This is a genomic window from Trinickia sp. (assembly GCF_036503415.1).
In the GTDB taxonomy this organism is placed as follows: Bacteria; Pseudomonadota; Gammaproteobacteria; order Burkholderiales; family Burkholderiaceae; genus Trinickia.
Genome location: NZ_DASXWY010000205.1, coordinates 1 through 13,947 on the forward strand (window position 1 = coordinate 1; position 13,947 = coordinate 13,947).

The window sequence follows — 13,947 nt, forward strand, 5'->3', positions numbered from 1 at the left end:
TGACGCACATGCTGCGCGACGCGATGGGGCTGCAGCCCGATGCTCGCAGCGATCTCGCGATCGCTCATTCCTTCTGTCACGCATTGCAAAATCGAGCGCTGAACCGCGCTCAGGCCATCCGCGCTGATGCGCGAGAGCAGCCTGCTCGCGTAGGGCGAAACCCATGTATGCAGGCCGATCGCAATGGCGTAGGCCGTGCCGGCCGTCGTATCGGCGATCCACGATCTCCCTGCCTGGGAACTCGATAGGACTGCGAAGCATCGCTCGAGCGGATTGGCGGTGCCGATACCAAGGCACACGCCGCTGCGCATACCGGCGGCATTGGCCGCATCGGCGAGATGCTGGATGCGCGAACCGCGTAGCGGCGCCGGCGCCATCGCCGCCAGGCTGTCGACATCCCAGAGAAACGGCCATTCGATGCGGCACGCGATGTCCAGACGCGGATCGACCGCGAAAAAACTCTCGTTGCAATAACGCGCGGCCCATCCGGGCGGCGAATAGCTGTCGAACCATGCGAGTTCGACGACGCGTTGCCCGATGCGCAGCATCCGGCAATAGCAGAGCCAATCGAAGCCGGCGCGCCGCAAGACATTGCGTACGAGATTGCGCCGCTCGCCGCTATCGGCGGTCTCCGTGAGCTGCTGCGAGATCTGGCCGAGCGATGCATTGCGAGGAACGAAAAGCGGCGACGGATGCGCGGCCGCGTCGGCGGCGACATCCTCGTCATCAAAAAACACGACATTCGCCGAGGCAGCTTGTGCGGTCTTCTGGCGGCTCGTTATGGTGTTCATCACATCACTCCCAGGCGACCCGCCATATAGGCGAGCCGCGCTCGATTGGTGACGCCGAAAATTTCGCGCAGGCGACGCAATTGATAATCGACGTTATAGAGCGTCATGTCCAGCCGCCCGGCGATTTCCTTGTCGGACAGGCCATCGGCGACGAGCGCGAGGACGCGTCGCTGCAGCTCGGACAGCGCGCCGCCCGAGACATCCTGGTCGATCGCCCGAACGTAGGCCGAGCAGCGCTGCTGCACCGAAAGCCCAAGTGTGATCGCTTGCACGAGTACGCTGTCGCTGATCCAGCTCGCATCGGCGTTATAGGCCGAAAGACTCACGACCGCGCACAGCGAGCTGCCTGGCACGCGCATCGAGAACGCCATCCCGCTGATCTTGCCGTCGGTATGCAGCAACGTGAGCCAGTCGCGATACGAACTCGGTCCCGGTCCGGAGCGCCAGAGCCTGACCAGTTGCTGAATGTCCCATACGCAAGGCAGGGGACTCGCCATCAGCGCCTTGAAGCGTTCGTCGTTGAGGTAGTGCCCATCGTCGAAAAACAGCGAATGCGGCGGCGAAAGGTAGCTCTCCATCAGATAGATGCGCTCGGCCTCGCCGGAGGGCGAGAGCCGCACCGCGAAGTAGCGCATCGAATCGAACCCGATCGCGCGGATCATGCTGCGTAACAGGCGCGACTTTTCGTCGGCCGTGACCGCGGCGCCCAATTCGGACGCGATATGCGTGTCCGCCCCGAGTTCCTCTTTCGAAACGTATCGCTGCATGTCCGCTTCGCGAAAGCGGACGATCTGGGCGCCATGTGCAACGGAGTGACTTGACCTGCTGACTGACTCCACACGGAATCCTTTGGTATCGAGTGTTTCTCGAGGGCGCGCTTCGCCCTTCGTCGTCATGACTTTTCGGCCGCCCGTCTCCGGCGGTTCGAACGGACTCGCGGATAAGCCGGTGCGAGTTGTGCCGGTTACGCGATCCTTGGAGAGAACATCGGCATGAATCGGCAAACATTGCTGAACCGAAGGCTGAACATGTTGAGATGCCATGCAAATAGTTCCTTCAATTGCACCATTCCCGTCGTTCCGGTGGATCGAATGCGATGAGCCGCGCTCCCGCGCCTGCGAGCGAGCTTGCCAGTGGAAGTTGTTCGGCCATGTTGCAGCGAGTGCCGACGGGATTGCCGTACCGGAATGGGTGCCGGAACGGCAGGAAGTCTAACAAATTCCATTCACCACGCATACGATAGACGAGGACAAGCATAGACAAAACGGGCCGTCCAGAGCGAATGCTCTAAAGACCCAACGGGATGACACTGGGCATTGACCGCCTCGCATGCAAGCGATCGAGATCGGACCGACCGCGCGCCGCTTGGGCGTATGCGCCGAAACGCGGCGCGGGCGGGATGGGCACCGCACCGGTTCAGTTGATCGTTCGGGGAAATGCAACGGACCTGAAGTCGCTCCGCACGTCGAGCGCTTGCTAGGGATGCTGCAGCTACGTGCAACTTTACTGCCGCTTGCCCCCACGCGAGGCCCGCATGCGAACTCGTGCTCATTGCAGCGCAAAAATGAAATGCCAATTGGCTGGGAATGTGCTTGGAATCGATTCCGCATCGCCGGTAAGCGATTGGCTCGTGCCGTCAACGCGCATTTCGTATTTCAGATGATTTCTTCGCATCTGAATTAAGCGCGATTGCGCCTATTTCGCATTTTTATACGTTGGTTCGTGTTCAATGTCTTCAGGGCGATTGCGAATGAGGGTTGTCAATGTGAATAAGAAAAAGACGAATGGATAGGCGAGGTATGCATGCGAAGACATAATGCTTGAAACGAAGAGGATGTTACGGAAAAACATCTAAACCCTTTGCGGACGGGGCTTAGCCGGCCGTGTCCACATCGATGGCCGGCCCCCGTCACGTTCGAAGCGCCGTTTCGGCTGATAATTCATAATCAGCCGAGCGTGACAAAAGTTGGTGGATGTATAAAGACGCGCGGAAACACTTCGTGTTTCTGGTTGAATATTCGGACTGTAATCGATTGTAGGCTACCGCTTCTGGTTTGATATGCGTACCGCATAAAGATTCGTTGTCGATGTCCGCGAGATTGCGGCGTCATGGCGCGCCAATTAACCCAAACCAGGAGTAGACCAAAATGAGCACTTTCCGTCCGACGTCAGGTATCAATTCAACGACCCCTGCGGCGGTGCCGCAGGCCGATGCTCCGTCCGGTGAGAGGATTACGCCGACCGCAACTTCGCGCGCGTCGGGCGGTCCACAGGCGCGCCGCACGGCCGTTAGCCCGGCCGCGCCCGGCGCCACCTCACGCTTGCATCAACCGCTTCCGGGCCAGACGCTCAGCGCGGCTGCGAAAGCAAAGGAAGCGGCGTCCGCCTGGCCGTCGGCCAGAATCGATACGAAATCATTTCTCCGGGGGATCGAGCGGACGGACCGCGCTGCGGCGAAGCAGGCTTCGGCGGGCTCGGCACCGCCGCCGTGGAATGGGTACGAGGCACTGCCGGCCGAGGGCGGCCGCCCGCTCCCGCCGCTCAATCCGCAAACCGTTGGCTGCTATTTTCGTACTCCGGCGGGCAAATGGCCGCGCGAGCGCGCGGAACTCGCACCCGCGGTCATACAGAATCTGCGCAAGCTGGACGACACGGAACCGGGCAAGAAAGTACAACAATTGCATCGTGAGATTACGCTTCACTGGCATTGCTTGTCGGAGGCCGAGCAGGGCTACGTGCTGGAGTCGGTTGGAACGCGACAAGCTCATTTGCTCGGTGACACGACCCAGCCCGCTACGTCCGAGGAGGCTCGCACGCCGGTTCGCGACTGGCTCGAGCACACGGTCGTCAACATGGATCAGCAAAGCGCCGGGCGTCTTTTCAACGTGTGTAGCGAGGCGGCGCAGCGCAAGCTCATGATGCCGTTCAAGGCGGCGGGGGACGACAATGCGCTCAAAATGCTGCTCAAGGAGCGCTTCACCGATCTGCGTATGACCCAGCCTGAGCATCATGGATATGACTACGCGGGCTTTCTGGAGGCCACCGACTTTCGCGTCGCGACGCTCGATGCCGACGTGGCGAAGACACTGAGGGTGGGCATTGTCGGTGGTGGACCGGCCGGCATCACAGCGGGGTACCTGTTGCGCCGCATGGGCGTGAAGCCCAAGATTTTCGAGCAGGCTGACACGATCGGTGGGCGGATGGCCACGGACACATGGACGCACCCGGACGGCACCACCGCGGTCTTTCACCCTGGGGCGATGCGCTTCTCTCCGACAAATCTCCACCGGACCTTGGCTGCGCGCTTCGATCACACATTTACGCCGTTCCCCAATCCGAACACGGTATCGACGACATACATCATCGGTAATGAGGTCTACAAGACCGAGCCCGGTCAGGAAGTCGCGAATCCGGAATTGAGAAAGGTCTTCGATCAGGCGAATGCTGCCATGAAATCGCTTACCGAGCCGATCATGGCGGCGCGCGATGCGGGCGATACAGCGCTGTTCTACGAACTTTGCGATCAAGCCACCAAAAAATTCGATGGCTATACTTTTCGTGCCGGTCTCGAGCATCTCCTCGCGGAGCAGGGGATCGAGTGGAGCGAGAGGGATTGGTTGATATTCGGCACTGTCGGTATCGGTGTCGGCGGATATAAAGGGTATTTCACCACGTCGTTTCTCGAGGAATTCCGGTTCATCATCGACGGGCGTCTTGTGGATCACGAGGGCCTGGTCGGCGGAGCGGATGCCCCGTTTCACAGCATGATTGCGGACGAGACGGACGGGCAATCGCTCGCCGCAGAGGGTGCCATTCATCTCAACACCGAGGTCACCGAGATCAAGAAGAAGGACGGCGTGTACTACGTGACCTCGGTCAACAAGAAGACCGGGGAAACGACGATCGAAGAGTTCGACCAAGTATTCTTCACGGGCAGCCCGGCCGAAGCTGCCCACATGGGTCTCACAGGCCCACAGGTGGATTCGGAGCGGGTGATGCCGGACGAGATCGGGGTTGCCATGGAGCAGGCGAACATTGTCGGCGCGACCAAGGGTGCCATCGCAATTCCCAGGGAAGCGTTGGAGGCGGCAGGTCCGCTTCCGGGTAACATCCAGGCAAGCAGACGGTTCCAGCAAATGTATCTGGTGCCGGATGGTAACGGCGGTGCAGTCCTTTATTTCACCTATAGCCTTGGCGACAACACGCCGAAGGTATCGGCGACGAGCGGCGAGGAACAGCTTCAATTGGCTATCAGAGATCTGAACAACCTGGCAGCGGAGGATTCGGACGACCCTGCGCGTCAAGAATTGGCGAACCTGGCGAAGCTGGCTACACAGTACCAGCACACCATCAAGTTCATCAATTGGAGCGCGGAGCATCCTTTTCATGGCGCATTCAAGATGGATGCGCCCGGGGATCTCAGCAACACGAGGCGGCTCTTCAATGCTTCGCTTCGTCAGCCGTCGGACGGACTCATTTGCATCAATGAAGAAGCGAGCGCTGAGGGCGGCTTTGTCCCGGGCGCGATTGCAAATGCCGTCAACGGCGTGCAGGAGATGGCCATGCGACTCGGCGGAGACCTGCCATCGAACCCGCCATACAAGATGATGGACCTTCACAGCAATTGATGGATCGATGCGAGTGGCTGCCTCCCGAACGTTGTGGATGGTGAATGAACGGTGAGTCCCTGCATCGGGCCAACGCAGGGCTTACCCCTAGAAATACTCAAAACGCTTGACAGCGACAATTTGAATTCATAAATTGGCCCACATCGAATCGCCATGTGTCCATGACGATTCCACGGCAACGCTGCCGTGCTACAGATGGAAGGCTACGTAGCCCCCGAACTTGCGTCCAACGCTGGTTCGGGGGCTTTTTGCTTTTGGAGACGAAAAACGATGTCGCAGCAAAAGTCCGCAGCACCCGGCATGGAAGGCCTCGTCATTGCATGCGTGCAGATGGAGCCACACGTCGGAGCGAAGCACGATAACGTGACGCGCGCGGTTCGATACATCGAGACGGCCGCCGAGCACGGCGCGGCGCTGATCGTGTTGCCCGAGCTCAGCAATAGCGGTTATGTTTTCGCAGACCGCGACGAAGCCGTCTCGCTCGCCGAAACATTGCCCGACGGCGAAACCGCGCAGGTCTTCGGCGAGACGGCCCGGCGGCTAGGCGTGCATATCGTCGCCGGTATCGCGGAACGCGCGGGCGGACACCTCTATAACTCCGCACTCTTCACCGGTCCCGCGGGGCACATTGGCGTCTATCGCAAGCTGCACCTCTGGAACAACGAGAAGCGCTTCTTCGAGCCTGGCGACCGCGGTGTGCCCGTCTTCGATACGCCGCTCGGACGCGTGGCCATCGCGATCTGCTACGACGGCTGGTTTCCCGAGACTTATCGCCTCGCGGCCATGCAAGGCGCCGATATCGTCTGCGTGCCGACGAACTGGGTGCCGATGCCCTCGCAGCCCGCCGATCGTCCCGCGATGGCGACTACGCTCACGATGGCCGCCGCGCACAGCAACGGCCTGGCGATCGCTTGTGCGAACAGAGTCGGAACGGAGCGCGGTCAGCCGTTCATCGGCCAGAGTGTCATCGTAGGCGGCGACGGATGGCCGCTCGCGGGGCCCGCGGGCCGCGAGAGCGAGGAGGTGCTCTATGCCACGATCGATCTGGCGCGCACGCGCGCGCAACGCACGCTCAACGAATTCAACCACGTCATGCGCGATCGCCGCGCGGACGTGTACGACCCGATGCTGGGCACGGGCTGGCCCGCGTCCGACGTCTGACGGTATGTATGCCCACACCTGCATGTTTCCGCAACCCACTACTACGAAAGGAAAGTCCATGGAGCCCTACAAGATCAGATTTCTCGCCGCCGCGAGCGCGGTGATTGCCGGCATGTGCGCTTGCTCGAGCGCGTTCGGTGCCGACGCCGGCCCGATCAAGATCGGCGTCGCGGTCGGGTTATCGGGAGCCAACAGTGTCGTGGCGCCGGCCGTCGTCCAGTCTTCGCAACTGGCCGTCGATGAGATCAACGCGGCCGGCGGTATCATCGGTCGCAAGGTCGAGCTCGATATCGCCGACGATGCGTCCGACGCGGTCGGCGCGCAAAAGGCCTACGACAAGCTCGTGTTCAAGGACAACGTCGACGCGATCATTTCGATGGAAACGAGCGCTGCGCGCAACGCCGCACTGCCGATCGTGGCGCGGGGCAAAAAGCCGTTCATCTATACGTCGTTTTATGAAGGCCGCTCGTGCAATCGGTGGATGTACGTCAACGGCTGGGTGCCGGACCAGCAGGTCGCCCCGGTGGTCGATTACTTCATGAAGAGCAAGGGCGCGAAGACGTTCTATCTGGTCGGCAACGATTATGCATTCGGCCGGGGCATGCTCGACTTCACGGCGAAGTACATCGCCGCGCATGGCGGCAAGGTCGTCGGTCAGGAGTATCTGCCGATCGATGGCACGGACTGGACGCCGATTCTCTCGAAGATCCGCGCGGCGCATCCCGACGCGCTGATCAGCGCGACGGCCGGCGGCGCGCCGAACGTTGCGCTGGCCAAGCAGTTCAAGGCGACCGGGCTCACCATGCCGTATGGCAATCTGGCCATCGACGAAGGTACGGCCAAGGCCATGGGCGACGTAGCCTCCGGGATGTACATGTCGGGCTCGTATCTGACGAGCATTCCGACGAAGCAGAATCGAAGCTTCCTCGACGGCATGAAAAAGAAGTTCGGCGGCGAGATGAAGACACCGAACGAACTGTCCGAGCCCCAGTACGAGGCGTTCTTCCTCTATAAGGCGGCTGTCGAAAAGGCCGGCTCGACCGATCCCGACAAGGTCGTCAAGGCACTCGGCGAAGTGTCGTTCGAAGGGCCGCGCCAGCGCGTATCGATGGACAAGAGCCGGCATACGCCGCTTGCAATGCAGCTCGGGCAGATTCAGACCGACGGCTCGGTGAAGATTCTGCAAACTTTCAGCGACGTGGATCCGGGCGATCAATGCCCGAAGCTCAAGTAGGCTGGTCGAAAACGAAGCAAGGAACGCAAACGCCCGCCGGCCTGCGACCGGGGAGGGCCGGCGGCGGATGCATTCGGAGACGCAAATGGTTTTGACATTGGACATTCTCACGACCGCGGCGGTGCTGTTCATCGTGACCACCGGGTTGATGGTGATTTTCGGCGTGATGCAGATCGTCAATTTCGCTCACGGTGCGCTTCTCACCATGGGCGCCTACGCGAGTTTCGTCGTCACGCAACTGAAGCTCGATCCCTGGATGGGCGTGCCGCTCGCCATTGTGGTGGGCATCGCTGTCGGCATGCTCGTCGAGCAGGTCATCGTGCGGCCACTCTACAAGCGGCCTCTCGATGCCATTCTGGCCACGTGGGGGCTCGGTATCGTCATCGGGCAGCTCATCGTGATGGCCTTCGGCCGCGGCGTGCAGTTCGTCGAGACGCCGATGAAGGGCACGTTCTCGATCGCGGGCACCGAATACTCGGCCTATCGGCTGCTGCTGATCCCGATCGCGCTTGCCATCTGCGCGCTGCTGATCGCGCTGTTGTCCGGCACACGCTTTGGCGTGAAGACACGCGCCGTCATCATGAACGAAGATCTCGCGCGGGGTCTCGGCATTCATTCGGGCCGCATTCGCTTCATTACGTTCAGCCTTGGCTCGGCGCTCGGAACGCTCGCCGGCATGTTGATCACGCCGCTGTCGAGCGTCGATCCGAACATGGGGCTGCCGTGGCTCGTCAGCGCATTCATGCTGGTCATGGTGGCCGGCTACTCGATGATCAGCCTGCTTGTCACCTGCCTCGTGTTTGGCGCGTGCCAGGTACTGGTCAGCACGTTCGTGAGCCCGGTGCTGGGCGGCCTGACCATTGCCGTGCTGGCCGCGCTGACGCTGCGTATCCGTCCGAAGGGGTTTTCTCATGGCTAAAGTCGATCTATCGGCGGGCAACGTCGGCCGGCAAGCGACGCAGCACGACGACGAGCGCCGCAAGCGGCGCGCGACGCAGGCCCGCGCGTTGCCGGTTCTCGTCGTACTCACCCTGGTGTTGCTGGTGGCCGGGCCGTTCGTGTTCGGCACCTACCTGATGAACGTGCTCGTCCAGGCGTTTTTCTTTTCCATCGTCGCCATTACGGTCGACGTGCTGTGGGGTTACACCGGTTATCTGACGTTTGGACAATCGGCGTATTTCGGCATCGGGGCCTACGCGGCCGGCCTGGTCTTTACGCATGGCGGCTTCTCGTTGGGCTATGTGGCGCTCGCCATCGGCGCGGCGATCGCCGTGTCGGCTGCGGTTGCGGCACTGGTCGGATGGTTGTCGTTCTATCGCGGCGCTTCGCCGTTCTTTGCAACGGTCATGTCGCTCGTGCTGCCGATCGTGATGAGCCAGCTGCTGTTGTCAGGCGGGGAATGGACGGGGTCGAGCTCGGGTCTCACCGGATTCGATACGTTCGAGCTGCCGCTCGAAGCATGGTTCTGGATCGCCGGCGCGGGAATGCTCGGCATTGCGCTGTTGGCATGGATGCTCGTGCGCAGCGACGGGGGGCGCGTCCTGGTGGCGATTCGCGACAACGAATCGCGTTGCTCGTACCTCGGCATCAACACCTCGCTCGTCAAGATCGTCCTGCTGATCGCGGCCGCCATCGTCGCCGGCATCGCGGGCTTCGGCTACGGCTCGTTCAGCGGTGTCGTCGCACCGGAACTGACCGGCTTCGTCCTCGGCACGCAACTGATCATCTGGGTTGCGCTGGGCGGCCGGGGAACGCTCTGGGGCCCCGTGGTCGGCACGATTCTGATCAACGTTGGGACCGCCTATCTGAGCGGGAGCATGCCTTTCGCGTGGCAATTGATTCTCGGGGCCGCGTTCGTGGCGGTAATCGTCCTGCTGCCGCGCGGTCTCGTGCCGCTGCTTTTCAAGCCGTTGCGCCTGCACACCGGAGCCGGTGCGGAACCGGAGCTGATCGAACGGAAGGTGAGCGTGCAAGCCGGGCAGACGGCGCAGGGCCCGGCATTCCAAATGACAGGCGTGGCCAAGCATTTCGGCACGCTCAAGGTCCTGCAAGGCATCGATCTCGTTGCCGACGGCGGCGAACTGGTGGGTTTGATCGGTCCCAACGGCGCGGGCAAGACAACCCTCATGCGCTGCATGAGCGATGGTGCCGAAGCCTCGGCCGGCACGGTCGTACTGTGCGGCAACGACACGCGAGGGGCGCCGCCGGAACGGTGCGTGCGTTTCGGGCTGGGACGCAAGTTCCAGAACGCGAACATCTTCGAGACGCTGACGGTCGCGGAGTGTCTGCGGATCGCGGGCACCATCATCGAACGGCCTTCGCTCGTCAAGCGTTCCGACACGCTCGGTTTGCCGCCCTACGCGATGGAAGTCGTCCGTACGACGGGTCTCGACCGCAAGCTCGGCGCCGTGGCGAAGGACCTGTCGCACGGCGAGCAGCAGGCGCTCGAGTTGGCGATGGTGCTCACGCTCGAACCGAAGATCGTGTTGCTCGACGAGCCGACGGCGGGACTGACGAAGACCGAGCGCACGCAAATCGGCAGCGTGCTGGCAGCGCTCGCTCACCAATATGGGCTGTGTTGCCTGCTCGTCGAGCACGATCTCGATTTCGTGGCGGAGGTTGCCACACGCATCGTGGTGTTGCACCAGGGCCGCATCGTCATGCAGGGCAGTTTTGAAGAGGTGGTCAACTCCGAACTCGTCAAAACGATTTACGCCGGAACGGCTGCCACGCAAAAGGAAGCATCATGAACAGCCCCCAAACCGCATTGCATGTCGACGACGTAACGAGCGGCTACAAGGCATCGGTCGTGCTGCGCAAGCTGTCGATGTCGATCGCGAGCGGCGAAGCGGTCGCCCTCGTCGGAAAGAACGGCATGGGCAAAACCACGCTGCTCAAGACCATCATGGGCTACCTGCCGAAAAAGACGGGCGCGGTCCGGGTCAACGGCCGCGACGTCACGCAACTGCCGCCGCATCAGATCGCACGGGCCGGGATCGCCTACGCGCCGCAGGAGCATGCGTTGTTTCCGGATCTCACGATTCGGGACAACCTGCGCCTGGGCCTCGTGAAAGCTTCGTGGTTCGACGAGCGGTTCGCCGAGATCGAGCCGATTTTCCCCGTGTTCAAGAGCCGCCTGAAGCAGTACGCCGGCACGCTTTCGGGCGGCGAACAAAAGATGCTGCTCGTGGCGCGCGCCCTGATGATGCGGCCGTCGATCATCCTGCTCGACGAGATCACCGAGGGCTTGCAGCCGTCCGTGATCGACCGGCTGGCCGACGCATTGCTCTGGGAGCGCGACCGCCACGGTACGACGCTGCTGCTGATCGAGCAGAACGTGCCTTTTGCATTGAAAGTCGCGGATCGCTATGTGGTGCTCAAGCAAGGGCACATCATCGATCAGGGCAGCGCGAACGACGATGCGGCGGCTGCATCCATTTTCGAACACCTTCGCGTTTGACCTTCACGATAGGCGAGGCATGATGAGCGCACATTCACTTTATCGACCGCAGTCGGGCCTGGATCTGATCCGGCGTATCGCGAACGATCCGCGCGAGCGTACTCGCGCCGTCCGTCAATCGCTGTCGCGAATCGAAGAGGTCGAGCCCGAGGTCAGGGCGATGACGGCGGTGGTTCAGCACGACGCTGCGATGGCGCAGGCCATGGTAGCCAAAGGTCCGTTGGCCGGCGTTCCGATCGCCGTGAAGGACATTTTCGACACGAGCGAATTCGTGACGAGCTATGGCTCGTCGATCTATCGCGGGCACGAGCCGCGATCCGATGCGGCGGTTGTCACGTGGCTGCGGCGTTACGGCGGTATCGTCGTCGGCAAGACGGTCACGAGCGAGTTCGCCTATATGGCGCCGACGGTGACGCGCAATCCCTCCGACCTGGGGCGTACGTCCGGCGGCTCGTCGTCCGGATCGGCGGCCGCGGTGGCGGCCGGTATCGTGCCGTTCGCTATCGGCTCGCAGACTGGCGGCTCGACGATCCGGCCTGCCTCGTTTTGCGGCGTAGCCGGCTACAAGCCGACGTTCGGCATGCTCTCGACTGTCGGCATGAAGTGCTTTTCCTGGTCGCTCGACACGGTCGGCCTTTTTGCAGCCGGCGTGAGCGACGTGGCTTATTTCGCGCAAGTGCTTTCGGGCCGGCGCCTCGCCGTCAGCGAAGACAGCACCGGTCCGGTGTTCGGCTTGCCGGACCGCTACTCGTGGGGCGAGCCATCCGCGAATGCCGCCGCTGCGCTCGAGACCGCGGTCCGGGCGATCGAGGATGCCGGCGGGCGCATCAAGCGCGTGCGCTTTGCGCCCTGGATGGCCGACATTGCCGCCGCGCACGAAACGATCCAGCGTTACGAGGCCTATCGATCGCTCGGCTACGAGTACGACTACCATCGCGCCGAACTCTCACCGATGCTCTGCGCGTTTCTCGATCGGGCCGCAACCGTCGACATGGCCGCTTACGTCAACGCATGCGCCTTTGTGGAGCAGGCGAGGAAAAAGCTCTCCGAGCTATTCGACGGCATTACGGCGCTCATCACGCCGAGCGCGCCCGATGAAGCGCTCGAAGGACTTGGCTCGACGGGGGACCCCTCGTTCAATCGCAATTGGACGTTGCTCGGATGTCCCTGCGTGAGCGTCCCGGGGTTGTGGGGTCTGCGTGGCGGCCCCATAGGCGTGCAGGTGATCTGCCGGCCGTGGGACGATGCCGTGTGCCTCGATGCCGCATCGTTCGTCGAGCGCGCCGTCGGCGCTCATGTCGGACATTTCGCCGCGACGTTGGAGAACGATTGAGCCATGCGAGACGAAGACACCATGGAGTCGAAGCCGCGGCGCTCGAACACCAATGAGGCATCTGCGGAGCCCGGATGGCGTATCGGTGTGCTGTATTCCCGAACCGGCGTGACCGCGGCGACCGAGTCCGAGCATTTCTTCGGAACGGTGCTGGCAATCGAGGAAATCAACGCGGCAGGCGGCATCGATGGCCGTCTGCTCGATCCCGTGGCATACGATCCGAAGAGCGACCCCGACGAGTATCGCCGACTCGCCACGCGGATGGTGCAGGAAGACGATGTGACGGTGTTGTTCGGCTGTTCCACGTCGTCGAGCCGCAAGGCCGTGCTGCCGGTGATCGAGCGCCACAATGCGTTGCTCTGGTATTGCTCCATCTACGAAGGCTTCGAATATTCGCCGAATGTCATTTATACCGGGGCCGTGCCGAATCAGAACAGCATGCAACTGGCGGCGTATTTGCTTCGCAACCACGGCCGGCGCTTGTTTCTCGTGGGGGCTGACTACATCTATCCACGCGAGTCGAATCGGATCATGCGAGACATGGTGGAGCAGCACGGCGGGGAAATCGTCGAGGAAGTCTATCTGCCGAGCGATGCCGATGTCGACGATCTGGTCAGCGTGGTGCGACAAATCAAGGCGCTCGAACCCGATGTGGTGTTTTCCACCTTGATCGGGCGGGGCGCACGTGCGTTTTACCGCCTGTATCGCGAGCACGATATCGATCCGGAGCGCATCCCGATCGCAAGCCTGACGATGACCGAGGGTGAAACGCGGATGATCGGCGCGCAGTTGTGCGGCAGCCATATCGTCTCGGCGAGCTATCTCAATACGCTCGATCTGGCCGGCAACCGGCGCTTTCTCGAATCGTGGCGTGGGCGCTTCGGCGATCAGCCCGCGAGCATGTGGTCCGAAATGGCGTATAACCAGGTCCATTTGTTCGCGCTCGCGTTGGCCCGTACGAAGAGTCTCGATGCGGCAAAACTCGTCGATGCGGTTCATGGTGTCGAGTTCGATTCGCCCGAGGGCTTGCTCAGGATCGACCCGGAAAACAATCACGCGATCCTGACGCCCCGTATCGCCGTTTGCCAGCCGGACGGTTCGTTCGACATCGTTTGGGAAAGCCCGAAGCCGGTGAAGCCCGATCCCTACCTGATCTCGTATGGATTTTCCGAGTTCTGGCTCGATGGAGGGCGCGCATGACGGCATGGGCTCGCGGACTCTTCGAGGATCTGCGCACGCTGCGTGTACTCGTGATTCACCCGCCCGGCGAAGACCGCAATGTTCTCGAGGAGCAATTGCGCCGGCTCGGCTGTCCGTTGCGGGCGATCTGGCCGTTTCCG

Annotated in this window: 10 protein-coding genes and 1 pseudogene; 9 read left to right on the plus strand and 2 right to left on the minus strand. The window is 61.9% G+C overall.

The window, feature by feature from the left end; genetic code table 11:
- Positions 1 to 791, minus strand: a 791-nt coding sequence (locus VGL01_RS23980; protein ID WP_331573830.1) for an autoinducer binding domain-containing protein, incomplete at its 3' end; no start/stop codon positions are given.
- The gene (locus tag VGL01_RS23985; protein ID WP_173255689.1) at positions 791 to 1,558 is read right to left on the minus strand and encodes a helix-turn-helix transcriptional regulator; all 768 of its coding nucleotides are present in this window, start codon (positions 1,556 to 1,558) and stop codon (positions 791 to 793) included. The genes VGL01_RS23985 and VGL01_RS23980, both read right to left, overlap by 1 nt.
- A 1,431-nt stretch (positions 1,559 to 2,989) precedes the next feature.
- Here VGL01_RS23985 and VGL01_RS23990 point away from each other — a divergent pair.
- The 9 genes and pseudogenes from VGL01_RS23990 to VGL01_RS24030 form a co-directional block, all read left to right on the plus strand.
- On the plus strand, positions 2,990 to 5,419 hold the full coding sequence (locus VGL01_RS23990) for a flavin monoamine oxidase family protein (RefSeq protein ID WP_331573832.1): 2,430 nt from the start codon (positions 2,990 to 2,992) through the stop codon (positions 5,417 to 5,419).
- 270 nt (positions 5,420 to 5,689) lie between these two features.
- A complete protein-coding gene (locus VGL01_RS23995; protein ID WP_331573834.1) occupies positions 5,690 to 6,580 on the plus strand; it encodes a nitrilase family protein in 891 nt (296 codons plus the stop codon).
- Positions 6,581 to 6,638: 58 nt separating this feature from the next.
- Positions 6,639 to 7,814, plus strand: a complete 1,176-nt coding sequence (locus VGL01_RS24000) for a substrate-binding protein (RefSeq protein WP_414720336.1) — start codon at positions 6,639 to 6,641, stop codon at positions 7,812 to 7,814.
- A gap of 85 nt (positions 7,815 to 7,899) precedes the next feature.
- Entirely contained in the window at positions 7,900 to 8,733 is an 834-nt protein-coding gene (locus tag VGL01_RS24005; protein ID WP_331573836.1) for a branched-chain amino acid ABC transporter permease, read from the plus strand.
- On the plus strand, positions 8,726 to 10,564 hold the full coding sequence (locus VGL01_RS24010; protein ID WP_331573838.1) for an ABC transporter permease subunit: 1,839 nt from the start codon (positions 8,726 to 8,728) through the stop codon (positions 10,562 to 10,564). The genes VGL01_RS24005 and VGL01_RS24010 overlap by 8 nt, the downstream gene beginning before the upstream one ends.
- On the plus strand, positions 10,561 to 11,274 hold the full coding sequence (locus tag VGL01_RS24015) for an ABC transporter ATP-binding protein (RefSeq protein ID WP_331573840.1): 714 nt from the start codon (positions 10,561 to 10,563) through the stop codon (positions 11,272 to 11,274). The genes VGL01_RS24010 and VGL01_RS24015 overlap by 4 nt, the downstream gene beginning before the upstream one ends.
- A gap of 19 nt (positions 11,275 to 11,293) precedes the next feature.
- On the plus strand, positions 11,294 to 12,607 hold the full coding sequence (locus VGL01_RS24020) for an amidase (protein WP_331573842.1): 1,314 nt from the start codon (positions 11,294 to 11,296) through the stop codon (positions 12,605 to 12,607).
- A 21-nt stretch (positions 12,608 to 12,628) separates the two neighbouring features.
- The gene (locus tag VGL01_RS24025; protein WP_331573846.1) at positions 12,629 to 13,807 is read left to right on the plus strand and encodes a transporter substrate-binding domain-containing protein; all 1,179 of its coding nucleotides are present in this window, start codon (positions 12,629 to 12,631) and stop codon (positions 13,805 to 13,807) included.
- Positions 13,804 to 13,947: pseudogene (locus VGL01_RS24030) on the plus strand (ANTAR domain-containing protein); the annotation flags it as partial. The gene VGL01_RS24025 and the pseudogene VGL01_RS24030, both read left to right, overlap by 4 nt.

What these genes read in the sequence shown, in the direction of transcription:
- VGL01_RS24025 (WP_331573846.1), top strand. Translation starts at nt 12,629, where the DNA reads ATGGAGTCGAAGCCGCGGCGCTCGAACACCAATGAGGCATCTGCGGAG.
- VGL01_RS24005 (WP_331573836.1), top strand. Translation starts at nt 7,900, where the DNA reads ATGGTTTTGACATTGGACATTCTCACGACCGCGGCGGTGCTGTTCATC.
- VGL01_RS24010 (WP_331573838.1), top strand. Translation starts at nt 8,726, where the DNA reads ATGGCTAAAGTCGATCTATCGGCGGGCAACGTCGGCCGGCAAGCGACG.
- VGL01_RS23985 (WP_173255689.1), bottom strand. Translation starts at nt 1,558, where the DNA reads ATGCAGCGATACGTTTCGAAAGAGGAACTCGGGGCGGACACGCATATC.
- VGL01_RS24015 (WP_331573840.1), top strand. Translation starts at nt 10,561, where the DNA reads ATGAACAGCCCCCAAACCGCATTGCATGTCGACGACGTAACGAGCGGC.
- VGL01_RS23995 (WP_331573834.1), top strand. Translation starts at nt 5,690, where the DNA reads ATGTCGCAGCAAAAGTCCGCAGCACCCGGCATGGAAGGCCTCGTCATT.
- VGL01_RS24000 (WP_414720336.1), top strand. Translation starts at nt 6,639, where the DNA reads ATGGAGCCCTACAAGATCAGATTTCTCGCCGCCGCGAGCGCGGTGATT.
- VGL01_RS24020 (WP_331573842.1), top strand. Translation starts at nt 11,294, where the DNA reads ATGATGAGCGCACATTCACTTTATCGACCGCAGTCGGGCCTGGATCTG.